The 26007-nt window shown below is 61.9% G+C and carries 21 protein-coding genes; 11 read left to right on the top strand and 10 right to left on the bottom strand.

Annotated elements, in window-relative coordinates; translation table 11 throughout:
- Positions 1–234: 234 nt before the first annotated feature.
- From dnaN to JL2886_RS11915, 3 genes are all read left to right on the top strand, one after another.
- Positions 235–1356 carry a DNA polymerase III subunit beta gene (gene dnaN / locus JL2886_RS11905; RefSeq protein ID WP_065272201.1) on the top strand — a complete coding sequence of 374 codons (1122 nt, stop codon included), beginning with the start codon at positions 235–237 and terminating at the stop codon, positions 1354–1356.
- 64 nt (positions 1357–1420) lie between these two features.
- The gene (recF, locus tag JL2886_RS11910) at positions 1421–2521 is read left to right on the top strand and encodes a DNA replication/repair protein RecF (protein WP_065272202.1); all 1101 of its coding nucleotides are present in this window, start codon (positions 1421–1423) and stop codon (positions 2519–2521) included.
- Positions 2518–3138, top strand: coding sequence for a LysE family translocator (locus JL2886_RS11915; protein ID WP_065272203.1), 621 nt, complete (start codon positions 2518–2520; stop codon positions 3136–3138). The genes recF and JL2886_RS11915 overlap by 4 nt, the downstream gene beginning before the upstream one ends.
- 18 nt (positions 3139–3156) lie before the next feature.
- On the opposite strand, the gene JL2886_RS11920 is transcribed toward JL2886_RS11915, so the two are convergent.
- Complete coding sequence (locus JL2886_RS11920) at positions 3157–3750, bottom strand: TetR/AcrR family transcriptional regulator (protein ID WP_065272204.1); 594 nt, start codon at positions 3748–3750, stop codon at positions 3157–3159.
- Positions 3751–3858: 108 nt separating this feature from the next.
- Here JL2886_RS11920 and JL2886_RS11925 point away from each other — a divergent pair, with 108 nt between their 5' ends.
- Positions 3859–4452 (top strand): NAD(P)H-dependent oxidoreductase, encoded by a 594-nt coding sequence (locus tag JL2886_RS11925; RefSeq protein WP_065272205.1) that lies wholly within the window; start codon positions 3859–3861, stop codon positions 4450–4452.
- Positions 4453–4536: 84 nt separating this feature from the next.
- Entirely contained in the window at positions 4537–6954 is a 2418-nt protein-coding gene (gene gyrB / locus JL2886_RS11930; RefSeq protein WP_065272206.1) for a DNA topoisomerase (ATP-hydrolyzing) subunit B, read from the top strand.
- Between the two features lie 70 nt (positions 6955–7024).
- On the opposite strand, the gene JL2886_RS11935 is transcribed toward gyrB, so the two are convergent.
- Together JL2886_RS11935 and JL2886_RS11940 are read right to left on the bottom strand one after the other, a co-directional pair.
- On the bottom strand, positions 7025–7945 hold the full coding sequence (locus JL2886_RS11935; RefSeq protein ID WP_065272207.1) for a GAF domain-containing protein: 921 nt from the start codon (positions 7943–7945) through the stop codon (positions 7025–7027).
- Between the two features lie 228 nt (positions 7946–8173).
- Complete coding sequence (locus JL2886_RS11940) at positions 8174–9085, bottom strand: rhodanese-related sulfurtransferase (protein ID WP_065272208.1); 912 nt, start codon at positions 9083–9085, stop codon at positions 8174–8176.
- 191 nt (positions 9086–9276) lie between these two features.
- Between JL2886_RS11940 and pncA the strand changes: the two genes are divergently transcribed.
- The 3 genes from pncA (at position 9277) to pncB (ending at position 13580) form a co-directional block, all read left to right on the top strand.
- Positions 9277–9882: a bifunctional nicotinamidase/pyrazinamidase gene (pncA, locus tag JL2886_RS11945; protein ID WP_065272209.1), complete on the top strand. Its 606-nt coding sequence runs from the start codon at positions 9277–9279 to the stop codon at positions 9880–9882.
- Between the two features lie 75 nt (positions 9883–9957).
- Positions 9958–12228, top strand: a complete 2271-nt coding sequence (locus tag JL2886_RS11950; RefSeq protein ID WP_237028365.1) for a PAS domain-containing hybrid sensor histidine kinase/response regulator — start codon at positions 9958–9960, stop codon at positions 12226–12228.
- Between the two features lie 62 nt (positions 12229–12290).
- Positions 12291–13580: a nicotinate phosphoribosyltransferase gene (pncB, locus tag JL2886_RS11955; RefSeq protein ID WP_065272211.1), complete on the top strand. Its 1290-nt coding sequence runs from the start codon at positions 12291–12293 to the stop codon at positions 13578–13580.
- Between the two features lie 151 nt (positions 13581–13731).
- Here the strand turns inward: pncB and JL2886_RS11960 are convergent, their stop codons facing one another.
- The 6 genes from JL2886_RS11960 to JL2886_RS11985 all read right to left on the bottom strand — a co-directional run bounded on the left by JL2886_RS11960 (position 13732) and on the right by JL2886_RS11985 (position 20946).
- The gene (locus JL2886_RS11960) at positions 13732–15189 is read right to left on the bottom strand and encodes an aldehyde dehydrogenase family protein (RefSeq protein WP_065272212.1); all 1458 of its coding nucleotides are present in this window, start codon (positions 15187–15189) and stop codon (positions 13732–13734) included.
- Entirely contained in the window at positions 15182–15655 is a 474-nt protein-coding gene (locus JL2886_RS11965) for a GNAT family N-acetyltransferase (protein WP_065272213.1), read from the bottom strand. Before JL2886_RS11965 ends, JL2886_RS11960 begins: the two co-directional genes overlap by 8 nt.
- Complete coding sequence (locus tag JL2886_RS11970) at positions 15652–17244, bottom strand: ABC transporter ATP-binding protein (RefSeq protein ID WP_065272214.1); 1593 nt, start codon at positions 17242–17244, stop codon at positions 15652–15654. Before JL2886_RS11970 ends, JL2886_RS11965 begins: the two co-directional genes overlap by 4 nt.
- 139 nt (positions 17245–17383) lie before the next feature.
- Positions 17384–18199: an ABC transporter permease gene (locus tag JL2886_RS11975; protein WP_065272215.1), complete on the bottom strand. Its 816-nt coding sequence runs from the start codon at positions 18197–18199 to the stop codon at positions 17384–17386.
- Positions 18196–19143, bottom strand: coding sequence for an ABC transporter permease (locus tag JL2886_RS11980; protein WP_065272216.1), 948 nt, complete (start codon positions 19141–19143; stop codon positions 18196–18198). Before JL2886_RS11980 ends, JL2886_RS11975 begins: the two co-directional genes overlap by 4 nt.
- A gap of 324 nt (positions 19144–19467) precedes the next feature.
- Complete coding sequence (locus JL2886_RS11985; protein ID WP_065272217.1) at positions 19468–20946, bottom strand: ABC transporter substrate-binding protein; 1479 nt, start codon at positions 20944–20946, stop codon at positions 19468–19470.
- A 200-nt stretch (positions 20947–21146) separates the two neighbouring features.
- Between JL2886_RS11985 and panB the strand changes: the two genes are divergently transcribed.
- The 3 genes from panB to glpK all read left to right on the top strand — a co-directional run bounded on the left by panB (position 21147) and on the right by glpK (position 24409).
- On the top strand, positions 21147–21983 hold the full coding sequence (gene panB / locus JL2886_RS11990) for a 3-methyl-2-oxobutanoate hydroxymethyltransferase (RefSeq protein ID WP_065272218.1): 837 nt from the start codon (positions 21147–21149) through the stop codon (positions 21981–21983).
- Positions 21984–21991: 8 nt separating this feature from the next.
- Entirely contained in the window at positions 21992–22849 is an 858-nt protein-coding gene (panC, locus tag JL2886_RS11995) for a pantoate--beta-alanine ligase (RefSeq protein ID WP_065272219.1), read from the top strand.
- 69 nt (positions 22850–22918) lie between these two features.
- A complete protein-coding gene (gene glpK, locus JL2886_RS12000; RefSeq protein WP_065272220.1) occupies positions 22919–24409 on the top strand; it encodes a glycerol kinase GlpK in 1491 nt (496 codons plus the stop codon).
- A gap of 254 nt (positions 24410–24663) precedes the next feature.
- Here glpK and JL2886_RS12005 read toward each other — a convergent pair whose 3' ends face one another.
- Complete coding sequence (locus tag JL2886_RS12005) at positions 24664–25920, bottom strand: flavin-dependent oxidoreductase (RefSeq protein WP_065272221.1); 1257 nt, start codon at positions 25918–25920, stop codon at positions 24664–24666.
- Between the last annotated feature and the right edge of the window lie 87 nt (positions 25921–26007).

The following is a 26007-nucleotide window of genomic DNA, read 5'->3' on the forward strand; positions in this document are numbered from 1 at the left end:
GACGTGACAATGCGGCCCCGGCAATCCGGGGCCGTTTTTCCATGCAGGACCGGGATGCCATTTGTATGCCAGCGGGCAACGTTTGACGGTGTTCTGCGCCCTGCCGATCACAGGCCCCTTGACGCTGCCTCCTTTCCCTTGGAGAAGTCGATAAAAAGCCTTGTATGGCAGGGGTAAACCGCTAATTTGCTTATCCCGGCCACTGCCTGAGGCAAGACAAAAAGGACAAGGGACATGAAGATCAGCATCGAACGCGGCACGCTTCTCAAGGCTGTGGCCCAGGCACAATCGGTCGTAGAGCGGCGTAACACCATTCCGATCCTCGCCAATGTGCTGATCGAAGCCGAGGGCGATACCGCCCAGTTCCGCGCCACCGATCTGGACATCGAAGTGGTCGACAAGGCCCCCGCGCAGGTTGAGCGCGCCGGGGCGACCACCGTGGCTGCGACCACCCTGCATGAAATTGTGCGCAAACTGCCCGATGGCGCGCTCGTGACCCTGACGGCCGATGCCGCCACAGGCCGCCTGACGGTCGAGGCAGGCCGGTCGAACTTCTCGCTGGCGACCCTGCCGCGCGAAGATTTCCCGGTAATGGCCTCGTCCGAGTATCATTCGAATTTCACCGCCAACGCGGCCATGCTGCGTCGCCTGTTCGACAAGTCGAAATTTGCGATTTCGACCGAAGAGACGCGCTACTACCTGAACGGTGTCTACATGCATGTGGCCGACAGCTCCGAAGGCGGCAAGGCACTGCGCTGCGTGGCGACCGATGGTCACCGTCTGGCGCGGATCGATGCGCCGCTGCCGATGGGCGCCGAGGATATGCCGGGCGTGATCGTGCCGCGTAAAACCGTGGGTGAGCTGCGCAAGCTGCTGGACGATGACGAGATGGACATCGCCGTTTCGGTCTCCGAAACCAAGGTCCGCTTTGCCACGCCGAATATCACCCTGACCTCCAAGGTAATCGACGGCACCTTCCCGGATTACACCCGCGTCATTCCGGTGGGGAACACCCGCCGTCTGGAAGTGGATGCAGCCGAATTCGCCAAGGCTGTGGACCGGGTCGCCACCGTCTCTTCGGAACGTTCCCGCGCGGTCAAGCTGCAGCTGGAAGAAGATCGCCTGATCCTGTCGGTCAACGCGCCCGACAGCGGCGCAGCCGAGGAAGAGCTGGCGGTTGCCTACAGCGACGAGCGCCTGGAAATCGGCTTTAACGCCAAGTATCTCTTGGAGATCGCCAGCCAGGTGGACCGGGAAAACGCGGTGTTCCTGTTCAACTCCTCCGGCGATCCGACCCTGATGCGCGAAGGCAATGACGAAAGCGCGGTTTACGTCGTCATGCCGATGCGCGTCTGACGGCACGGATCCGGCGCTACGGACCCGGCATAGGGTTCTCACTATCAGGAAAGGGGCGCCCTAAGTGCTTGCCCTGACAGAGTTGACCATGTCTCACTTCCGCTCGCATTTGCGGGCGGAACTGCATTTGGATGGGCGGCCCGTGGCGCTGTTCGGGCCAAATGGGGCGGGTAAGACCAATATCCTTGAGGCAGTATCGCTGTTTTCCCCGGGCCGCGGCCTGCGCCGCGCCAGCGCTGCGGAAATGACCCGCCGCCCAGAGGCGCTGGGGTGGAAATTGAAGGCGACTCTGCAGGCCCCCACACAGTCCTACGAGGTGGAAACCTGGTCCGAAGGCGGCAACGCCCGGCAGGTCAGGATCGACAACAAGGCCTCCAACCAGATCGCACTGGGGCAGATCTGCCGCGTGGTCTGGCTGATCCCTGCGATGGACCGCCTGTGGATCGAAGCCGCCGAGGGCCGTCGCCGGTTTCTGGATCGCATCGTGCTCAGCTTTGACCCCTCCCATGCCGAGGCGACGCTGGCCTACGAAAAGGCGATGCGCGAACGCAACCGCCTGCTGAAAGATCAGAACCGCGATCCGGCCTGGTACCGGGTGCTGGAAACGCAGATGGCTGAAACGGGCCACCGCATCAGCGCCGCGCGGATTGCGGCGGTGTCGCTGCTGCAAGAGGCGCAGGCGGCCGCCGAAACCGCCTTTCCCGTGGCTGAACTGGAGTTGATCCAGACCGAAGGCGCCATGCCCGCAAGCGCAGAGGACCTGCGCGAGGCGCTGGCCGAAAGCCGGTTCCGTGATCTGGCGGCGGGGCGCACGCTGGTAGGCCCCCATCGCACCGATCTGATCGGGACCTATGCGGCCAAGGGCGTACCGGCCCGCGATTGCTCCACCGGAGAGCAGAAGGCGCTGCTGGTGTCGCTGATTCTCGCCAATGCCCGTGCGCTTGCTGGGCGCGAAGGGGCGCCGCCGATCGTGTTGTTGGACGAGGTCGCAGCGCATCTGGACGCGGCCCGCCGCGCCGCGCTTTATGATGAGATCTGTGCGCTGGGGGCGCAGGCCTGGATGACAGGGACCGAGGCAGAGCTGTTTGCAGAAATGGGTGGTCGCGCCCAGATGCTGGAAATCACCGAGGGCGCAGGCGGATCAAAGGTAGAGGTGCGGTCATGACCCTGTCGATCTGGGATCTGGTGCTTTATGCGGGCGGGCTGTTCGTTCTGTTCCTCACCCCGGGTCCGGTCTGGCTGGCGCTGCTGGCGCGGGCGGTGTCCGGCGGGTTTCATGCTGCCTGGCCACTGGCGTTGGGAGTGGCTTGCGGCGATATTCTGTGGCCGCTGGTGGCGGTGGCGGGCATGTCCTGGCTGGTGTCCGAATTTGCAGGCATCATGACCGTCCTGCGCTGGGTCGCCTGCCTGATGTTCCTGTTCATGGGCATCACCCTGATCCGCCACGCGGGCGCGCGCATTCAGGAAAATAGCGCGCTGCTCCGGCCCGGCACCTGGGCTGGGTTCATGGCCGGGATTGCCGTTATTCTGGGCAACCCCAAGGCGATCCTGTTCTACATGGGGCTGCTGCCGGGGTTCTTTGATCTGTCTGCGGTCACGAAGGTGGATGTGGCAGTGATCGTGACGCTGTCCTTTCTGGTGCCGCTGATGGGTAACCTGATACTGGCGGCGCTGGTGCACCGGTTGCGGGCGTTGCTGTCGTCGCCATCGGCGTTGAAGAAGGTCAACCTGGTGTCCGGCGGCCTCTTGATCTGCGTCGGGCTGATCATTCCCTTTTCCTGACGCCTTGTTGGCCCCGGGTCAGGCCTGCGGCGCCAACCAGGCCTCTAGAAATGGGCGCAGCGCATCCAGTGGGGTCTGTTCGTTGGGACTGGACATGCAGAACCAGATCGCGATCACCTGATTGAGAAAGGCCTGAATGCCTTCGGCCAGGAATTGCGCCGGGTAATCGTCGCGCACCAGTCCTGCCTGTTGCAGCTGCGCGATCCAACCGCCCCAGATGGCGATCTGGCGGTAGAAGCCTTCGGTCACGACCTCATCCGTTTCGGTGCCGGTGGATCCTGAATAACGCAGCAGCAGATCAAAGATCACCCGGTCTCCGGCCACATACTCCAGCAGGGGTGCGATATGTTCCAGCAGGGCCTCGCGGCTGTCTGGCGCCCCCTTTTCCTCCATCTGGTCAAGATGGCGCATCACCTCGGCCCCGATCAGCACCGCGAGCAGTCCGTCCTTGTCTCGGAAGTGGGAAAACAGCGTGCCCTTGGCCACGCCTGCGCGGTTTACAACGTCTTCAACCTTGAGACCGCTGTAACCTTCGGTCGCAACAAGCTCGGCTGTGACCTCCAGCAGTTTGGCACGGGTTTCTAGTCGGCGTTTCTGGGGCTGTCGCGGCATCTGCGTCCTCATCAAGAAAATGTGACCCTGGTCAATTTAAATATTGACCAGGGTCATTTATTGAGTCAATAAACTGACCAAGGTCAATTTAGTTGTAGGAAGTGTCAGATGTCCACCAAGAAAATCATCGTCCTGAATGGTCACCCCGGTGAAACCTCGCTGTCGAAATCGCTGTGCGATACCTATGCCGCCTCGGCCAAGGCCAAGGGTCACACGGTGCGCTATCACGATATCTCTGCTATGCAGTTCGACATGGATTACGGGCAGGGCGGTTATAAGAACCCCAAGCCGCTGGAGCCGGATCTGGAAGCCTTCCTTGCAGATCTGGAGTGGGCCGATCACGTGGTGGTGGCAACGCCGCTGTGGTGGGGTGCGATCCCGGCCAAGCTGAAAGGCGTCTTTGATCGCGCGCTACTTCCGGGTCGGACGTTTGACACGCGCAACCCCAACATGATGGGAGTTCCGGCACCGATGCTGACCGGCAAGACCGCCCGGGTGCTGCTGACATCGGACACGCCCCCACTGCTGCTGAGGCTGATTTACAGCAATGCGATCAAGAAAATCATCAGCCGCCAGATCCTTGGCTTTGTCGGTGTGAAGCCGACCCGGTTCTCCTCCTTTGCGCCTGCCACGGATGCCAAGGGCAAGAAGGTCGAGGGGTGGCTGCAAAAAGTCGCCGGTCTGGGGGCAAAAGCCGCTTGAATCCAAGAATAAAAGGGGCGCGTGCGCGTGACATTCCCCCCCGGACTGCGTATAAAATCTGAAAGCAAAAACAGGAACGCGCGAATGTCCGGAAACGAGCACGCCCCCGCCGAATACGGTGCGGATTCCATCAAAGTTCTCAAAGGCTTGGAGGCGGTTCGCAAACGCCCCGGCATGTATATCGGGGACACCGACGATGGATCGGGCCTGCACCATATGGTGTATGAGGTCGTCGACAATGGCATCGACGAGGCACTGGCGGGCCACGCGGACGCCGTGACGGTGAAAATTCACGCCGATTCCAGTGTTTCTGTCAGCGACAACGGTCGCGGCATTCCGGTGGATATCCACGCCGAAGAAGGCGTCTCGGCGGCCGAGGTCATCATGACTCAGCTGCACGCGGGCGGCAAATTCGATAGCAACTCCTACAAGGTCTCTGGCGGTCTGCACGGCGTGGGTGTTTCGGTTGTGAACGCCCTGTCCGACTGGCTGGAGCTGCGCATCTGGCGCAATGGCAAGGAGCACATCGCGCGGTTCGAGCGCGGCGACACGGCCAAGCACCTTGAGGTCGTGGGCGACTGCGGTGACCGTACCGGCACCGAGGTCCGCTTCCTGGCGTCGACCGACACGTTCTCGAACCTCGAATACTCCTTTGAAACGCTGGAAAAGCGTCTGCGGGAACTTGCCTTCCTCAACTCTGGTGTGCGGATCATCCTGATCGATGAACGCCCGGCCGAGCGGCTTGAGACTGAGCTGTTCTACGAAGGCGGTGTGAAGGAATTCGTCAAGTATCTCGACCGGTCGAAAAGCCCGGTCATGGATGCCCCGATCTATATCGTGGGTGAAAAGGACGACATCGGCGTCGAAGTGGCGATGTGGTGGAACGACAGCTACCATGAAACCGTGCTGCCCTTTACAAACAACATTCCCCAGCGCGATGGCGGTACCCATGTGGCGGGCTTCCGCGGTGCGCTGACGCGGACCATCAACAACTACGCGCAATCTTCCGGGATCGCCAAGAAGGAGAAGGTCTCTTTCACCGGTGACGACGCCCGCGAAGGTCTGACCTGTGTGTTGTCGGTCAAGGTGCCGGATCCCAAGTTCTCCTCTCAGACCAAAGACAAACTGGTCTCCTCCGAGGTTCGCCCGGTGGTGGAAAGTCTGGTGAACGAGAAACTGGCCGAGTGGTTCGAGGAAAACCCGACCCAGGCCAAGGAAATCGTCGGCAAGATCATCGAAGCCGCCCTGGCCCGCGAAGCCGCCCGCAAGGCGCGCGAGCTGACCCGGCGCAAGACGGCAATGGATGTGAACTTCCTCGCCGGCAAGCTGAAGGACTGTTCCGAGAAAGACCCCTCGAAAACCGAAGTCTTCCTCGTCGAGGGTGACTCCGCCGGGGGTTCTGCTCAGACGGGTCGTGACCGCCAGACGCAGGCAATCCTGCCCCTGCGCGGTAAGATTCTGAACGTGGAGCGCGCGCGCTTCGACCGGATGCTGGGAAGCCAGGAAATCGGCAACCTTGTGATGGCGCTGGGCACCGGTATTGGCCGGGATGAGTTCGACATCTCCAAACTGCGCTACCACAAGATCGTCATCATGACCGATGCGGACGTGGACGGCGCCCATATCCGGACGCTTCTGTTGACCTTCTTCTATCGCCAGATGCCCGAGCTGATCGAGGGCGGCTATCTCTATATCGCCCAGCCGCCGCTTTATAAGGTGGCCCGTGGCAAATCCGAGGTCTACCTGAAGGATCAGGCGGCGCTGGATGATTACCTGATCCATCAGGGCGTTGAAGGCGCGGTTCTGAAGCTGGGATCGGGCGAGGAAATCGTCGGGCAGGATCTGGCCCGCGTGGTGGATGAGGCGCGTCAGCTGCGTCGTGTCATCGATGCCTTCCCGACCCATTACCCCCGCCATATTCTGGAGCAGGCCGCCGTTGCAGGTGCGTTTGTTCCCGGCGCGGTGGATGCCGACCTGCAGGGCGTTGCCGACAGGGTTGCCAAGCGGCTCGACCTGATTGCACTGGAGTATGAAAAGGGCTGGCAGGGCCGCATCACCCAGGATCACGGTATCCGTCTGGCCCGCATCCTGCGCGGCGTTGAGGAGGTCCGCACGCTGGATGGTCCGATGCTGCGTTCGGGTGAGGCGCGCAAGACCGGCAGCTTTACCCAAAGCTTGCAGGAGATCTACGGCCAGACCGCGACGCTGGTACGCAAAGAGCGCAGCCAGCTGATCCACGGTCCGCTGGAGCTGTTGAAGGCGATTCTGGAAGAGGGTGAAAAAGGCCTGTCGCTGCAGCGCTACAAGGGGCTGGGCGAGATGAACCCGGATCAGCTGTGGGAAACCACGCTGGACCCGGACGCCCGCACCCTGTTGCAGGTGCGCGTGGACGACATGGTCGAGGCCGACGATCTGTTCACCAAGCTGATGGGGGATGTGGTCGAACCGCGCCGCGAATTCATCCAGAAAAACGCGCTGAGCGTGGAAAACCTGGATTTCTGATCCACAGAATTGCGTTCCGTCAGCCGGTCTATGTGTCGGCTGACGAGCCTGCGTGTCGCAGGGCGGGCGATCAGCCGATTTCGATCAACTGGTTTGTCGCCTTTTCGATGCTCAGCTGCTGGGCAATCCAGGCCGCAAACATCTTGATCAGCTCCAGATCGCTGCTCTCAAAGGGCGTGCGCGGTTCTGATGAGGTGAAGTTGACCGTGCCGAACCGTTCGCCATCGACCACCAACGGTACCCCGATATAGGTTTCAAGAACAAACAGACTGTAACAGGGGTGGGGTGCGTCTCCGACCTCTTGAGCTGAGCTGCAGGCAATCGGGCCATTGGCCTCCATCGCGCGTGCGCAGCAGCAATCGGCGATCTTGAACCGGCTGCCGCGTTCGATTTCCGCGATCTGGGAATAGCTGTAGAGCACGGTGTAGTCTTCGCCGTGAACCCAGCTAACTAAAGCCGAATCCGTTTGAAAATGGGCGCAGCCCATTTTGAGAATTTCACGGATCTTTTCATTGGTCTCAAGCTCTTGATCCGAAGAAACCCGATAGAGCCTAGCGAGCAATTCGTCAAAAGCGCGCGGTTTTGAAATGTCGCGGGTAATACCGAAATACCCCAAAACGACGCCACGGGAATCGCGAATTGGGCCGCCTGTTGTTTCGCCTAAAAAGGTTTTTCCATTTGATCGCAAATAGTTGCTTTCGTAATTATGTTGCTCTGCGGATCCGGATGGATTGAAATGTGCCGCGCCTGCGGACAGGTAGCCTTCTTCAGTGGGGTAAAGAATGGTGGTGCTGTGGCCGACCATCTGATCGATGGTGTGGCCAAACATGCTTAACGCGGCATTGTTGGCCCAGACGATGCGGCGGTTTTCATCCGCTACGATGACGGCTTCGGGCAGGTCGCGGAACAGGCTGGGGATCGATACTTTTCCAAGTTTAATATTGGCCGCTTCCTCTGGACGGTGCAGCAGCTCGGCTGAGCAATTGATCATCGAAATCACCTCATCTCAACATTTCTAAAATTGACTGTGCAAAATGGCACAAGCACCAGCGATCGAGCTTTGAAATACGCAAGCCTTGATAGGAGTCGCTGGCTACAATTAAATAAAATGAAAAAGTCGTGAAGAGAATGCAAGATTAAAATTCCACCACGAGGGGTATCGTGAAGGAAACTATTCTGCTTTAAGGCTTATTTCTGAAGGTTTACAGAACGGTCCACCTTAAAGAGCAATCGTGCCCAGATGATCCGCCCCGCGCGCCCGGGCCAGTTGCATTTGCTTCTGCCGCTCCCGGAACCGGGCTTTGTCGGCCTCGCTGGTCTCATGGATGCACATATGACAGGAGACCCCGGCCTCGTACTCGGGGCGCGACTTGTCCTCGGGCAGCAGCGGGCGACGACAGCCGTGGCACAGCTCATGCGGACCTTCCTTCAGCCCGTGCCCGACAGAGACACGGTTGTCGAAGACAAAGCACTCCCCCTGCCAGCTGCTGTCCTGTTCCGGAACCTCTTCCAGATAGCGCAGGATGCCGCCTTTCAGGTGGTAGACATCCTCTACGCCCTGACCTAGCAGGAAATTGGTGGACTTCTCGCAGCGGATCCCGCCGGTGCAGAACATCGCAACCCGCTTGTTGTGGAAACGGTCCTTGTTGGCCTCCCACCAGGCGGGGAATTCCCGGAAACTGCTGGTTTCGGGGTCGATCGCGCCTTCGAAGGTGCCGATCGCCACCTCGTAGTCATTGCGGGTGTCGATCACCACCACATCGTCCGAGCGGATCAGATCGTTCCAGTCTTCCGGCTCGACGTAGTTGCCGACGCGGGCCTTGGGGTCCACATCGGGCTGGCCCATGGTCACGATCTCTTTTTTCAGACGGACTTTCATCCGTCCAAAGGGCGCATCGGTGGCGGTCGCTTCTTTCCACTCCAGGTCGCTGCATCCGGGCAGGGCGCGGATATGCGCCAGCACGGCGTCGATCCCGGCGCGCGGACCGGCAATGGTGCCGTTGATCCCCTCACGCGCCAGCAACAGAGAGCCTTTGACCTCCTGTCTTAGGCAGAGATCCAGCAGCGGCCCCCGCAAAGCGTCGGGGTCGGAAAAACGGGTGAAGTGATACAAGGCAGCGATGGTGTACATAGCCAGCCCTTTACACCAGAGTCCGAAAATCCTGCAAGACGGGCTGTCGTGACGGCCCGGCTTTTCAGCGTGGTAATTGGTCGCGTTGCCGATCAGGCAGCATGTCGGAATGCTTCGCCCCGCAGTGGGCGCGGGGATTGACGCAACAGATGCTGCGCCCTACGCCTTGTGAAACGAGACAGGATAGTTTCATGCCCAGTGCTTTGATCGTTATAGATGTTCAGAATGACTTTTGCTCTGGTGGTGCGCTTGCAGTGGCCGGCGGCGAAGAGGTCACCGCTCCGATCAACGCCATGATGGATCGCTATGATGCGGTCATCCTGACCCAGGACTGGCACCCGGCGGGACACTCCTCCTTTGCCTCCAGCCATCCGGGCGAAGCTGCCTTTGGCCTGGTCGAGATGCCTTATGGACCGCAGGTTCTGTGGCCCGATCACTGTGTGCAGGGTACCCCCGGCGCTGCCTTTCACAAGGATCTGCGGCAGGACGGGGATCTGATCATCCGTAAAGGGTTTCGTGCGGCAGTGGACAGCTATTCGGCCTTTTTCGAGAACGACAAGACCACGCCGACCGGGCTTGAAGGATACCTGCGCAATCGGGACTTGATGGATCTGACGCTGGTAGGCCTGGCAACGGATTTCTGCGTTGCCTTCTCGGCGCTGGATGCCGCGCGGCTGGGATTTGATGTCCGGGTTGATCTCTCGGCCTGCCGTGCCATCGATCTGGAGGGATCGCTCAATACAGCCTTGAAGGACATGCAGGAGGCGGGTGTCCATTTGGGCCAGGGACCTGCTTAGTGTTTCTTAAAGGGAGTTTCGTTAACTCAAAGAGCGGATTGACACGCGCAAGGATAGACGATGAATGAGCAGCGCATGTCTGGTAATGGACCGCTGACAAGCCACTACCAGAAGTATAGCTCGGCCGGCTTGTTTGATCGCTATTCCAGAGGGCGCATCAAGGGTTTCAAGTCGCGCCTTGTGTTTGCGGTGCTGGTGTCCCTTGCGCTGGCCTATCTCATCTTGCCTGTTGTCGCTCTTCTCAGCTTTCTGGCGTCGATGCTCCCCGACCTTTTGGACTGCTGGTATCTGCATCAGGCCCGCAATCGCCTGCGCCGGGATGCCGCCGCTGAAAAACGGGTGCGGAGCGTCAGTTCCGCGACGGCAGCCCTTCACGGGATTGGCGTTGCCATCGCTGCCACGGCGCCGCTCTGGTCCGTTTATGTGGATGCAGGGTCGCCGGAGTTTTCGGAACGGCATGACCAGCTGTTTTCCATTGCCCTGCTGACCAGCGCGGCGATCAACGCAGGCTTGCTGTTTCCCTTCCACCGGATCGCGGTGTTCTTCCGTCTGGCGATCTATACGGCGACGCCTATCCTGATACTTATCGTGCGGGGGCCGGTGCTGCGCGGCAGCAGCACGGACACGCAGCTTCATTTCGCCGGGCTTTTGGTGTTCTTTGGCTCGCTGATTTGGCTGCTGACCTTTACCACGCGCGGTTTCCACCGCACCCGCAGTAGCCTGCTGGCCCAGGCCCTTCAGCGGCAGGAGTTGGAGACCGCCTATCAGCGCCTTTATGCGCAGCAACTTGAGACCCAGCGGCTGGCGCTGGTGGCCCGTCACGCCAATGACAGTGTCATGCTGATGGACAAGACCGGCAATATCATCTGGGTCAACGATGCCTTCACGCGGATCACGGGATGGCGCGCGGAAGAGGCGATCGGCCGTCAGCCCGGTGATCTTCTGAACCACCCGGACACCGACCCGGCGAGCCTTGACGTCATTGTCGAAGGGCGCAAGAGGGAGGAGCCCTTCAGGGTACAGGTGCTGAACCAGCGGCGGGACGGGAAAACGCTCTGGCTGGAGACCAATCAGGTGCCGATGCGGGACGATACCGGCGCCGTCACCACCTATATCGCGGTAGAACGCGATATCACCGAGTCCAAGGAATACGCCGCCAAGCTGGAAAAGGCCCGCCTCGCCGCCGAGGAAGGCGCGCGGGCAAAATCCGAATTCCTTGCCACCATGAGCCACGAAATCCGCACCCCCATGAACGGGGTGATCGGCATGGCGCAGCTGCTCGAAGACACCGACCTGGATGAAGATCAGAAGCTCTATGCGGATACCATCCTTAGCTCGGCCCGGACGTTGCTGGATCTGATCAACGATGTCCTCGACCTGTCCAAGCTGAACTCGGGCGAGGTGTCCCTTGATGCCGTGGATTTCAATGCCCGCCGCTGCTGTGAAAACACCATCCGCCTGCTGAAGTCGCAGGCCGATGCCAAGGGGCTGAAGCTGGTCTTTGAGTGCGATGATACCGTTCCGGCGTTGCTGAATGGCGATGACCGCAAGCTTGGCCAGATCCTGACCAATCTGGTTGGCAACGCCATCAAGTTCACCGAGACCGGCCAGGTCAAGGTCACGCTGATGGCGGAAAACAGCGACAGCGGCCGGGACATCACCATACATGTCGCCGACACCGGGATCGGGATCAGCAAGGACATGCTGAGCAAGATCTTCGAACGGTTCTCGCAGGCAGACGCCGCCATCAGCCGCCGCTTTGGCGGCACCGGCCTGGGGCTTGCCATCTCGCGTCGCCTCGCAGTGGCCATGGGCGGGGAAATCACCGTCGCATCTGAGCCGGGGCAGGGATCCTGTTTCACTGTGCGCCTGCCCTTCCAGGAAGCGAAAGATCCTGCCGCCGCTGCCCAGCAGGCCTGCGGCGCCTCCGTTGTAGACGAAGAGGTGCCCGCGGCGCTGAACGGATTGCGTCTGCTGGTGGCGGAGGACAACAAGGTCAATCAGATCCTGGTCCAGAAGTTCCTCAAGGATTTCCCGGTGGAGATCGAACTGGCCGAGGATGGCGCCAGAGCGCTGGAACTGACCCAGTCTTTTCAGCCCGATATCATCCTGATGGATATGAGCATGCCGGTCATGGACGGTCTCGAAGCGACCCGGGCAATCCGGGCGTTGCAGATCCGCCAGCCGGTGATCATCGCCCTGACGGCCAACGCCTTTGACACCGACAAGGCCGATTGCCTGGCGGCGGGCATGGACGAATTCCTCACCAAACCGATCAACCGCAAACAATTGATTGATGTCCTGCTGACCCACGGGGGCCACAGACACAACCTGCGCGCAGGCTGATTTCCTTGCTCCGGGCGTGGGCCTGCCCTATCACGTTGTGAAACAACGGAGCGAGGCCGCCGGTGGATATTGCAACCCGCGTCTACAATCACAAATGGAAGATCGATCCGATCATCCGGTCATTGATTGATACTGATTTTTACAAGCTGCTGATGTGCCAGTCGGTGTTCCGCAGCAAGCCGGACACCCAGGTCACCTTTTCGCTGATCAACCGGTCTTCGCAGGTGCCGCTGGCCCGGCTCATTGACGAGGGCGAGCTGCGCGAACAGTTGGATCACATCCGGTCGCTGTCGCTGTCCCGCGGCGAAAGCACCTTCCTGCGCGGCAACACCTTCTACGGCAAACGCCAGATGTTCCGCCCCGATTTCATGGAGTGGTTCGAAGGCCTGCGTCTGCCGCCCTATCATCTGGAGCGCAAGGGTGATCAGTACGAGCTGACCTTCGAAGGCAAATGGCACGAGGTCATGCTGTGGGAGATCCCGGCGTTGGCGGTGCTGATGGAGCTGCGTTCGCGCGCGGTTCTGAACGACATGGGCCGGTTCGAATTGCAGGTCCTTTATGCCCGCGCCATGACCCGCGTGTGGGAAAAGATCGAAGCCCTGCGCAAGATCGACGGGCTGTCGATTGCCGATTTCGGCACCCGGCGGCGGCATGGCTTCCTGTGGCAGGACTGGTGCGTGCAGGCGATGATGGAGGGGCTGGGACCGAAGTTCACCGGGACCTCAAATTGCCTCATCGCCATGCGTCGCGAGGTCGAGGCGATCGGCACCAATGCGCATGAGCTGCCGATGGTCTATTCCGCCCTCGCCGAAACGGATGAGGATCTGGCCCGCGCGCCCTATGATGTGCTGTCGGATTGGCATGATGAACACGACGGCAACCTGCGCATCATCCTGCCCGACACCTATGGCACCAAGGGGTTTTTGGAGCACGCGCCGGACTGGCTGGCGGGTTGGACCGGGATCCGCATCGACAGCGGCGATCCCGCTGCGGGCGCCGAGGTCGCGATCAAATGGTGGCGGGACCGCGGAGAGGATCCGAAACAGAAACGGGTGATCTTTTCGGATGGGCTCGACGTGGACAAGATCGCCGAGCTGCACGCGCAGTTCGCGGGCCGGGTCAAGGTGTCCTTCGGCTGGGGCACCTTGCTGACCAATGATTTCCGCGGGCTGGTACCGGATGATGCGCTGGCGCCGTTCTCGCTGGTCTGCAAGGCGGTCAGCGCCAATGGCCGCCCCACGGTGAAACTGTCGGACAATCCCGAAAAGGCGATGGGACCGGCGGATGAAGTCGCCCGTTACAAGCGGGTATTCGGCGTGGGCGAACAGGAACGCATCGACGTCATCGTCTGAAGCGCTTCTAACGGAGGCGGTGGCTCCCGCGCGGAAGGCTCGCATGGAACATGCAAGTCTTCCCCTTGGGCCCCGCAGGCCGCGCCGAAGGCGCGGCCTGCGGCCTCGCGATGCGCAAAGCGCAGCGCAAAACCTCTTCTGTTGGGCTGTGTCAACCGTGATAGGCAGCGACGGTTTTCAGCTGGGAGAAGCCATAAAGCGCTTCAAAGCCTTTCTCGCGGCCATGGCCGGATTTGCCGACACCGCCAAAGGGCAGTTCCACACCGCCCCCGGCGCCATAGTTGTTGAGGAAGACCTGACCCGCACGCAGCTTCTTTGCCAGCCGCATCTGGCGGGCGCCATCGCTGCTCCAGACGCTGGCCACGAGGCCGTAGTCGGTGGAATTTGCGATCTCGACGGCTTCCTCTTCGGTGTCAAAGGGGATCATCACCTGCACCGGGCCAAAGATTTCCTCCCGCGCCAGCGCGTGATCGGCGGGCACATCGGCAAACAGGGTCGGGCGCACATAGGCACCGTCCTCGGGCGCGCCGTCCACGATAATCCCCTGCGCGGCCACGGTCAGATCCGACCCCTTGGCCAGGAAGCCTTCGACGATCTCCTTCTGCCGGGCCGAGATCAGCGGCCCCAGACGCAGGTCTTCCGGGGCCGGTCCTACGGTCAGCTCTGCGTAGGCGGCGGACATGCGGGTCTTGACCTCTTCATAGACGCCGCGCTGCACCAGAATGCGCGAGGAGGCAGAACAGGTCTGGCCGGCGTTCTGAATGCCCGCGTTGACCAGAAACGGCAACGCGGCATCCAGATCAGCATCGTCAAACACCAGCTGCGGGGATTTCCCGCCAAGCTCCAGCGTCACCGGCACCACGTTCTTGCCTGCGGCCTGCTGCACCAGGGCGCCGGTGGCCACCGAGCCGGTGAAAGAGATGTGATGCACGCCGGGATGCGCGGTGAGAGCCGCGCCGGCTTCGGCGCCCAGTCCCGGCACCACGTTCAGCGCCCCGTCGGGCAGGCCCGCATCCAGCGCCAGCTGGGCAAAGGCCAGCGCGGTCAGGCAGGCTTCCTCGGCTGGTTTCAGAACGCAGGCATTGCCCATCGCCAGCGCTGCGCCAACCGAGCGGCCGATGATCTGCATCGGGTAGTTCCAGGGCACGATATGTCCGGTGACCCCATGCGGTTCGCGCAGCGTATAGACGGTGTAGCCGTCCAGATAGGGAATGGTCTCCCCGTGTACCTTGTCCGCAGCGCCGCCGTAGAATTCGCAGTAGCGCGCCAGCGCCACAGCATCGGCACGGGCCTGGGTCAGGGGTTTGCCGACATCCATTGCTTCCAGCGCGGCCAGCTCATCCACCCGCTCCAGCACCAGCTGGCCGATGCGGCACAGGATACGGCCACGCTCCAATGCGGGCATCTGGCCCCAACCGCTGTCTAGCGCCGCTTCGGCAGCCCGCACGGCGGCGTCGATGTCCTTGGCGCCGCCACGGGCGATCCGGCACAGTTCGTTGCCGTTCGACGGATTGATCAACGGCAGGGTCTCCCCGCTTGCCGAGGCCTGCCAGCTGCCGCCGATCAGGCAGAAACTGGGATCGAACCAGATATTGTTTTTTTCAGTCATGAGTGGGTCCTGTAATCTGGAAGGAATAGCTTTTGCTTTGCAACTCGGTAAAGGGTGCGCCCTCGCGCAGCTCGGTAACCCCGGGCAGGACGCTCAGACAGGTGCCCCAGAAGGCCAGGGCCGACGGGGACTGGGCCGAAATGCCCATCCGCCAGCGCCCCGGAAACTCCTGAAACAGGATCTCTGCCGCCACCCGGCCAAAGCCATGGCGGCGATGCGGGGCAAAGATCGAAAACTCGGACAGCTCGCGCCGGTCGTCGGGCAGGTTCAGAACCAGGGCAAAGCCGATGCGTTTCCCGTCGTTCAGCACCCAGAAGGCGATGACATCCTTGCGGTGCAGCATCTGCCGTGCCCTGTCGCCCGGATCGATCCGGGCCTGGCTTGCGGTTTCTTCGAAATACCCCGCCAGAACACTGGTCAGAACCGCATGCTCCTTTGGCAGGATCAGGGACAGTGTCAGGCTCATGCCGCTCCCTGCGTCAGATCGGGCAGAACAGGGGCGGCGGCAATCAGGGCCTGCGTATAGGGATGCCGGGGCGCCGACAGCACCTCTTCGGTGGCGCCTTCCTCGACGATCTGGCCTTTCTGCATCACCAGGCAGCGATCGGTGATTGTGCGCACCACCGAAAGATCGTGACTGATGAACAGGTAGGTGAGCTCATAGGCCTCACACAGCTCGGCCAGCAGGTCGAGGATTTGCGCACGGACAGAGACATCAAGGGCCGAGACCGCTTCGTCGAACAGGATCAGCTCGGGCCGGGTGATCAGAGCGCGGGCAATGGCGATGCGCTGGCGCTGACCGCCGGAGAACTGGTGAATGTATTTGTTTGCATCCTGCGGCCCCAGGCCGACGGCGGTCAGGGTCTCCGCGATCAGATCGGTGCGGGCGCTGCCGGTGGGGGCATCGGGCTGGCTGTAGAAGGGTTCGGTGATCAGCCGGTCGACCCGGTGACGCGGGTTGAAGCTGCCAAAGGGATCCTGAAATACCACCTGCATCTTACGGCGCGCCTCGGCCGCGTGACCGGCCGAAATCGGCTTCCCATCAAGCAGGATTTCACCACTCTGAAGTGGCTCCAGCCCCAGAATTGCCCGTGTCAGGGTCGATTTTCCGCATCCTGACTCGCCGACAAGGCCCAGCCGCTCGCCGCGGTTGAGGGTAAAGGAGACCTCGTTCACGGCGCGGAAATGCTGCTGCGGGACAAAGGGTGATTTGCGCGGCAGGCGGTAGTCACGTACGGCGCCCTTGACCTCCAGCAGCGGTTTCGGCTCCGGCGCCGTTGGCAGGGTGACCTGATGCGAGGAGGCGGCGAAGAGCATCCGCGTATAGGGGTGGCTCATGTTGTGCAGCAGCCAATCGGTTTCCCCGGTTTCGACCACTTCGCCGTGGCGCATGACGACGATCCGGTCGGCCAGATCCGCCACCACGGCCAGATCATGGGTGATGATCAGCAGCCCCATGCCGAATTCCTGCACCAGATCCTTCAGCAGGTCGAGGATCTGGGCCTGGGTGGTCACGTCCAGCGCAGTTGTCGGTTCATCCGCGATCAGCAGTTTCGGGCGCAGGGCGATGGCCATGGCGATGACGACCCGCTGGCGCTGACCACCGGACAGCTCGTGCGGGAAGCGGCTGAGCGGGAAGCGATCCGCAGGCAGACCGACCCGGTCGAGCATGTCGCGGGCGCGTTGTTCGGCCTCTTGTTTCGTCATGGCGCCGTGGATCAGGATGGTCTCCATCACCTGATCGCCAATCGTCCTGACCGGGTTGAGCGCGGTCATAGGCTCCTGAAAGACCATGCCAATAGATTGACCGCGTAGGGCACACATCTGCGCTTCGCTTTGCCGGGTCAGATCGGTGTCTTCCAGCAGGATCTGCCCCTGGATTGTGGTCCGCTCGGGCAGCAGTTGCATGACGGAAAAGGCGGTCATGGATTTCCCGGAGCCGCTTTCGCCGGTGACGGCGACGATCTCTCCGGCAGCGACCGAAAGGGTCACGTTCTTCAGGATCGGGTGGCTGCCGATGGAGAGCGACAGGTCGGTGATATTCAGCAGGCTCACGTCTGGCGTCCTTCCATAAGATCACACCAAGGGGAGCGCCCGAGCCTGGCTGGGCGCAATGCGCCCTCCCGGGGGGAGGGTCGGGCGCGGCCCGGCTGTGCCGGGCACATGGCCATTGCGGAGATGTGGGAAAGCGGTGTCATGTGCGGGCCTCCCGCAGTTTGGGGTCCAGCCAGTCGCGCAGCCCGTCGCCCATCAGGTTGAGGCCAAGCACGGTCAGCACGATGGCCGACCCGGGAATGATCGCGAGATGCGGGGCAAAGCTGACCATGGTTTGCGCATCCGCCAGCATGCGTCCCCAGCTGGGGGTCGGCGGCTGCGCGCCAAGGCCGACATAGCTGAGGCCTGCTTCGGCCAGAATGCCAAGGCTGAACTGGATGGTGCCCTGCACGATCAGCAGGTTCGCCACGTTGGGCAGGATATGCTCGGCTGAAATCCGCGCTGCGCCTTTGCCCGCAACCTGCGCCGCGAGAATGAATTCCCGCTGCCAGAGCGACAGGGCCGCCCCCCGTGTGATGCGGGCGAAGACCGGGATATTGAATATGCCGATGGCGATGATCGCGTTGATGGCGCCGGGGCCAAAGATGGCGGTGATCAGGATCGCGATCACAAGCGACGGGAAGGCAAAGACCAGATCGTTGCCGCGCATGATCAACTCGTCCAGAACAGAGCCTTTGCGCGCCGCCGCCGTTAGCCCCAGCGGGATGCCGATGGCCATGCCGATACCGACGGCCACCAGCGCCACCGCCAGCGAGGTGCGCGCGCCCACCATGATCATCGAAAAGATGTCGCGTCCGAAGTGATCGGTACCCAGCCAGTGCACGGCGTTCGGCCGTTGCAACTTGTCCGGGATGGCCATCGCCGTGTGGTCAAAGGGCGTCCAGACGAACGACAGCAGCGCCGCCAGCAGCACCAGCGAGGACAGGAATATGCCAAGGAACAGACTGCGGCTCATGTACGGCTCCTTAGCCGGGGATCGACCAGCGCATAGGCCAGATCGACCAGAAAGTTCACGGTGATCACGGCAAAGACCAGAAGCATCACCACCGATTCCACCACGATCAGATCGCGGGAGGAAATCGCCTGGAACACCAGCCGTCCAAGGCCGGGCAGGTAGAACACCTGTTCGATGATGATCGCCCCGGCCAGCAGAAAGGAAAACTGCAGACCGATGATGGTCAGCACCGGGATCATCGCGTTGCGCAGCCCGTGCCGCCACAGCGCCTGCCTGCGGGTCAGACCCTTGGCACGAGCGGTGCGCATGAAGTCCTCGCCCAGAATATCCAGCAGGGCGGAGCGCATCACCCGCGCCAGAATGGCCGCCTGCGGCAGGGCTAGCGCGATGGCGGGCAGGGTCAGGGATTTCATCCCGGCCCAGATTCCGTTTTCCCAGCCGCCAAAGCCCCCGGCGCTGAACCAGCGCAGGTTGATGGCAAAGACAAGCACAAGCAGCATCGCAAACCAGAAGTTCGGAATGGCGACGCCCAGCTGGGTTGCGCCCATCACCGCCATGTCTCCGGGTTTCCCACGCCGTGCAGCAGCATAGATCCCGGCGGGAAATGCGATCAGCGTCGACAGCGCCAGCGCATAAAGCGCCAGCGGCAGCGATACCCACAGCCGGTCGGCGATCATCTCGGCCACCGGGGTGCGGTAGGTATAAGATGTGCCGAAATCGCCGGTCAGCATGCCGCCGATCCAGGTCAGGTAGCGGTGCAGCTTCGATTCATCGAGCCCCAGCTCACTGCGCAGGGCCGCCACGGTGTCAGGCTGGGCGTTGATGCCCAGCATGAAGGACGCCGGATCGCCGGGCGCGATTTCGATCACCGCGAAGATCACGATAGAGGCCACAGCTAGGCTGAGGCACAGCGAAAGCAGTCGTTTGAAAGAATATTGTATCATTGTGACACAGGCTAGAATCAGCAGAGGGATCGGTCCAGAGCAAGCAGCGCAGAGGGTGAAACTGGCGCTATTATTTTTGTGATCTGGCCGTGAAAAATTGCCATTTCGGTCATCTTTTGTGCGGCTAACGCGCAGCCGTCGTGGAGCGTGCGGAATCCGAGCTAAGCAGCAGACATCAAAGCCATTTTTTCTTCAGGGCATTCACGATTCGATATGCGAATCCGTCTGGTCCGAGCCGCTGGCCGACGGAGAGGTGAAAGTACGGTGCGGGCATGAAAAAGGGCGCGCCGCAGCGCGCCCTTTGTTGGGGCAGATTGGCAGGGCTTATTCGGCCCAACTGACAGCAGTCAGATCGGTCGCCTGTGTCGGCGCATTGGCCCAAAGACCCTGAAGATCAGCCTTTGCCACGCTGAGAGAAGCCAGCTGGAACAGGTAGCCGTTGACGTAGTCGTCGGCGATGATCTGTTGCGCCTGCTGCAGCATCGCGGTCCGCTGATCGGGATCGGTGGTGCCGTTCAGGTCGGTCATCAGCTGCTGGAAGTCCGGATTGTCATACTGGAAGTAGTATTCCGGGCGGGCATAGATCCCGATGTCCATCGGCTCGGTATGGCTGACGATGGTCAGGCCAAAGTTCTTGCCGCGGAACACGGTTTCCAGCCACTGCGCCCATTCCACGTTGATGATCTCGGCCTTGATGCCGACATTTGCCAGCTGGGCGGCGATGATCTCACCGCCACGGCGGGCATAAGAGGGCGGCGGCAGGTGCAGGGTGGTTTCAAATCCGTCCGGCAGACCGGCCTCGGCCAGCAGCGCCTTGGCCTTTTCCGGATCAAAGGCGGACTGACCGGTCAGATCCACATAGGCCGGGTTGTGCGGCGCAAAATGGGTGCCGATCGGAGTGCCATAGCCGAACATGGCGCCATCGATGATGGCCTGACGGTCGATGGCATGGGCCAGCGCCTCGCGCACCTTCACATTGTCAAAGGGCGCCTGTTTGTTGTTGGTCGACAGGATGGTTTCCCCCTCGGTCGAACCGACCAGAACCTGGAACCGCGGATCGGCGTCGAACTGCGGCAGGTTCTCGGGCGCGGGGAAGCCGGAAAAAGCATCGACATCCTCGGCCATCACGGCTGCAAAGGCGGCGGTGGGGTCCGAGATGAACTTGAAGGTGGCCTTGTCCAGTTTCGCGGGGGTGCCCCAGTAATCGGCGTTCTTTTCCAGATCGATGCGGTCGCCCTGCACCCAGCCTGCGAATTTGAAGGCACCGGTGCCCATCGGCGCGGTCTTGATGTCCTCGATGCTTTCCGGCGCCACGATCACGGCATCGCCCCAGGCCAGATTGAACAGCAGGCTGCCGTTAGGCTGGCTCAGCGTGACTTTGACGGTCATCGGATCAACCACGGTGACATCTGCGATGTCCGAGAACAGCGCCTTTTGCGCATTTGTGCTGTCTTCGGCGCGGGCGCGGTCCAGGCTGAATTTCACGTCTTCGGCGTCCATGCTGGTGCCGTCATGGAAGGTGACGCCGTCGTGCAGGTGGAATGTATAGGTCAGACCGTCCTCGGAAATGTCCCAGCTTTTGGCGAGACCCGGCACAACCGAGCCATCCCCCATAAAGCGGGTCAGACCTTCGAAGACGTTGGAGTAGAGGACCTGATCGATGGCCCCGGCAGCGGCGCTGGTCGGGTCCAGATGCGGCGGTTCCAGCTGCAGACCGATGGTGACGCTGTCTTTGGCCCAGGCGGCTGCGGTGCTCAGCGCCAGCGCGGAACCGGCGGCAAAGAGGATGGATCTGAATGTCACTTTGAAACTCCCTGATGTTGGAAACACGCCCTTGTTGGCGGGCTTGCCAGAAGTCTGTCCTGATTTTGCAGTGTTAATCAAGAGCCTGTCGCGTTTTGGCGTTGCGGCAGAAAGAGACAAGGGGGGAGACATTTCGCGCACTGGATGCTGCGGGTGCGAAATGATACCCCTCCGCAACCCAAAACCAACGTGGGAAGAAGATGAGCGCGAACCTCCAGACCAAGGCCATCACGGCCGAAGATATCCGCGCCCGAAAGGGCCAGGATCCCATCGTCAGCCTGACAGCCTATACCACCCCGATGGCGGGGCTGATGGATGACACATGCGATTTCGTTCTGGTGGGGGATAGTGTCGGCATGGTGCTGCATGGGCTGCCCTCGACTCTGGGCGTCACCATGGAGATGATGGTCCTGCACGGTCAGGCGGTGGCGCGGGGGCTGAAACGGGCGCTGATGGTGATCGACATGCCTTTTGGCAGCTACGAGGAGGGCCCGGCACAGGCCTTTGGCAATGCGGCGCGGCTGATGCGCGAAACCGGTGCTGGCGCGGTCAAGTTGGAAGGCGGGGTCGAGATGGCCGAGACCATCCGGTTTCTTGTCAAACGCGGCATCCCGGTGATGGCGCATATCGGTCTGACGCCGCAGTCGATCAACACGCTGGGCGGGTACAAGGTGCAGGGCCGCGATGAGCAGGCAGAGACGGTGATTGCCGATGCCCACGCCGTTGCCGAGGCTGGCGCCTTTGCCGTGGTGCTGGAAAAGGTGCCGCAGGTCCTGGCCGATCAGATCACCGCAGAGATCGCCATTCCGACCATTGGTATCGGCGCCTCGGCAGGCTGTGACGGGCAGGTTCTGGTACTGGATGACATGCTGGGCATGTTCGCCGCCTTCAAACCGAAGTTTGTCAAACGCTACGCCGATCTTGGCCCCATGGCCGAGGCCGCGATCAAGGAATACGCGACCGAGGTGCGCAGCCGCAGTTTTCCGGCGGCTGAACATGTTTTCGCGGATGCGGCGCCCGGCGCCAAGAAGGACTGACCGAAACAATGACTGTTCCTATTCTGCGCCGCCTTGCGGACCTGCGCGCGCAACACGCCACCTGGATCCGCGCGGGTGAAGTTGTCGGCGTCGTGCCCACCATGGGCGCCCTGCACGCTGGGCACCTGTCGCTGGTCGAGGCGGCCAAGGCTACTTGTGACCGGGTGATCGTGACCATTTTCGTGAACCCGCGGCAATTCAACAGCCCCGAGGATCTGGCCAAATACCCGCGCACCGAACGGGCGGATGCCGAAAAACTCGCGCCGTTTGATGTCGATGTGGTCTATGTTCCGGACCCCGATCAGATCTATCCCGATGGCTATGCCACCTCGGTCTCGGTCGAAGGTATCACAGACGTTCTGGAGGGCACATTCCGGCCTGGACATTTCGATGGTGTCGCCACTGTCGTGGCCAAGCTGTTCCTGCAGACCGGCGCCCACAAGGCGTTTTTTGGCGAAAAGGATTTCCAGCAGCTGATGGTGGTGCGCCGCATGGCGCGGGATCTCGATATCCCGATCGAAGTGGTTGGCTGCCCCACCGTACGCGAAGACTCTGGTCTTGCCATGTCCTCGCGCAATATGCGCCTGTCGGTGGAGGCTTTGGAGAAGGCCGGTCGGCTTTATCCCATCATGACGGGCTGCGCGGACCGACTGGCTGCCGGGGAAACCTTCGACCAGATCGAGCCAGAGGCGCGCGCCGCCCTGCAGGCCGCGGGTTTTGGTGAGGTCGAGTATCTGGACCTGCGCTGCGCTGACACTCTGGCACCGCTGCAAACCCCAACCCGGCCCGCGCGGCTCCTGGTGGCGGCATGGCTCGATGGGGTGCGGCTGATCGACAATATCGCGGTTCCGCAACTAAGTGATTAGTCGGGTCTGGTCGCGCTAACACTTTTGCGTCTAAAGTCTGCCCTCAGAAGACAGGAGAGAGGGCAGGAGATGAGTTTTATTCTGGCGATCGACCAGGGCACGACCTCGACGCGGGCGATTTTGTTCGACGGGGACATGCAGGTCGCCCATACCGCGCAGCAGGAGTTCCCGCAGTATTTCCCGCAGGCCGGCTGGGTGGAACACGACCCCGAAGAAATCTGGTCCTCCACGCTGGAGGTCTGTCGCCGGGTGATCTCGGAACAGGGCATCTCGGCATCTGATATCACCGCCATCGGCATCACCAATCAGCGCGAAACCACGGTGGTCTGGGACCGGGAAACCGGCCAGCCCATCCACAAGGCCATCGTCTGGCAGGACCGCCGCACCTCGGCGATCTGCGAAGAGCTGCGGACCGCCGGGCATGGCGATCTGGTACACAAGACGACGGGTCTGCTGCTTGATCCCTATTTTTCCGGCACCAAGGTCAAGTGGATCCTCGACACTGTGCCCGGCGCCCGCAGCCGCGCGGCCGAGGGCAAGCTGATGTTCGGCACCGTGGACAGTTTCCTGATCTGGCGGTTGACCGGCGGCGCCGCCCATGTGACCGATGCCACCAATGCTGCGCGCACGCTGATGTATGACATCCGCGAAGGCGGCTGGAGCGCCGAGATCTGTGAGGTCCTGGATGTGCCAATGCAGATGCTGCCCGAGGTCAAGGACTGCGCCGCAGACTTCGGCATCGCTGCGGCCGAGCATTTCGGCGCTGAAATCCCGATCCTCGGCGTGGCGGGGGATCAGCAGGCGGCCACCATCGGTCAGGCCTGTTTCCAACCCGGCATGATGAAATCCACCTATGGCACCGGTTGTTTTGCATTGCTCAATACCGGCGCGACACCGGTTGAATCCCGCAACCGGATGCTGACCACCATCGCCTATCAGCTGGATGGCCAGCCGACCTATGCGCTGGAAGGATCGATCTTTATCGCGGGCGCAGCGGTGCAATGGCTGCGCGACGGGTTGGGCATCATCGGCTCGGCGCAGGAAACCGGCGGTCTGGCAGCCTCGGCAGACCCCGGGCAGGACGTGATCCTGGTGCCGGCCTTCACTGGCCTCGGCGCGCCCTATTGGGAACCGGATTGCCGTGGTGGCATGTTTGGTCTCACCCGCAATTCCGGCCCGGCGGAATTCGCCCGTGCCGCATTGCAAAGCGTCGCCTATCAGACCCGCGATCTGTGGGAGGCGATGCGCGCCGACTGGCAGGAGGCTGCCGAGGACAGCGTCACCCTGCGCGTCGATGGCGGGATGAGCGCCAGCGACTGGACCATGCAAAGCCTGTCGGACATCCTCGGGGCCCCGGTCGACCGGCCGGTAATGCAGGAAACCACGGCGCTGGGCGCGGCCTGGCTGGCGGGCATGAAGGCCGGTATTTATCCCGACCAGAGCGGCTTTGCCGCAACCTGGGCCCGGGATCGCCAGTTCACACCCGCGATGGAGGCGGACCAGAGAGAGGCCGCCTACGGTCGCTGGAAACGGGCGGTGCAGGCGGTGATCGGCGTCTGATCCTGCGGGTCAAACCCGCGCCGATTCGGGTCAAGGGCCGCTCGAGCGGCCCCGCCGCAGGCGGGGGCACCCTTGAGGCGACTCGGCGCAGTCCCAAACTGGAACAGGTGCTTTCAGGGCAGACCTGCCCCTGAAACGCTTCTCAGCAAAACCTGTCGCGGCGCACATCGTGCGCCGCCGGGCCCAACGCAGACCGCGTCATCTTTGATGACACGGGAAAGCGGCGGGAGCGCCCCTGTCGCAGTCGAGGTGGTTCAGTCCAGCTGAGCGCCTTCGGCTATCGTGCGGGGGCGGGCGTTCAGCTCTTCGATGCTGAAGCCGGCGATGGATTTGTACTTCGCCGCATGGGCGGCCAGATCCTCCATGGGGATCACATCCTCGACGGTCTCGAAATCGCCACCGCAGAGATCCTCGACCATCTGCAGCACCGCATCCGGGCCGCCGGCGCTGCGGTTGGCGAGGCCGACGTTGGTGGTCAGCGGGCGCACCGCCGCCTCATAGGCTTCCAGCGCGGCAGGGGTCAGCCCGTGCCGCAGCAGTTCGGCGCCGATCAGGCGGGCATCAAGAATGGCCTGGCTCGCCCCATTCGAGCCGACAGGATAGGTCGGATGCGCCGCATCGCCCATCAACGTCACTGATCCGTCGGTCCATTTCGGCAACGGATCGCGGTCCACCATCGGGTATTCATAAACCACATCAGCGCCGCGGATCAGGCCGGGTACGTCGATCCAGTCGAATGTCCAGTCCTCGAAGTCGCCGACAAAATCCTCGATATCCGCCGCGCGGTTCCAGTCTTCCTTCTTCCAGGCGGCACTCGGATCAAAGCTTTTCTCGGCGATCCAGTTGATCGTTGCCAGACCGTCGCTGCCGGGGTCCGAAATCGGATAGGCCACCATGCGCAGGGCGTTGTGGCCGATCATCACCATGGCGCCGCCACCGCTCCAGACCGGGGCCTGCGTCGTGGCGCGCCACAGGATCCGGCCGTTCCAGATCGGCTCGCCTTCGTTCGGGTACATCTGTTTGCGCAGGGCCGAGTGGATGCCGTCGGCCGCAATCAGCAACCGTCCCCCAAGACGCCGCCCATCGTCGAGCAAAAGCACGGCGCCCTCGGGTGTGGTTTCAAAGCCGGTGGCGCGGGCACCGGTCGAAATGCATTCTGCCCCGGCGCGGGCCACCAGCGCCTCATAAAGCATCATCTGAAGGGCGCCGCGGTGCACCGAATACTGCGGCCAGGCATAGCCTGCATCCATGCCACGCGGTTCTTCCCAGATCGTCTTGCCCAGCTTGGTGTAGAACCCCAGCTGCCGGGTGCGCACGCCGATGGCGTCCAGTTCCTTTTCCAGCCCCAGATCCAAGAGTTCCCGCACCGCATTGGGTTGCAGGTTGATGCCAACCCCCATTGGTTTCAGCTCGGGCGCGGATTCGCAGATGTGAAAGGGCACACCGATCTGGTGCAGCGTCAATCCAAGTGTCAGGCCGGCAATACCGCCACCTGCGATGAGAAGGGTCATTCCGCGTTTCTCCTGTTCGGTCTGGTGCCCTAGAAAACATGCTTCATCTGATCAGAGCAAGTGCGCGCTGACTCACCCCGAAGGCAC

The sequence above is a fragment of the Phaeobacter gallaeciensis genome (assembly GCF_001678945.1).
Taxonomy (GTDB): domain Bacteria; phylum Pseudomonadota; class Alphaproteobacteria; order Rhodobacterales; family Rhodobacteraceae; genus Phycobacter; species Phycobacter gallaeciensis_A.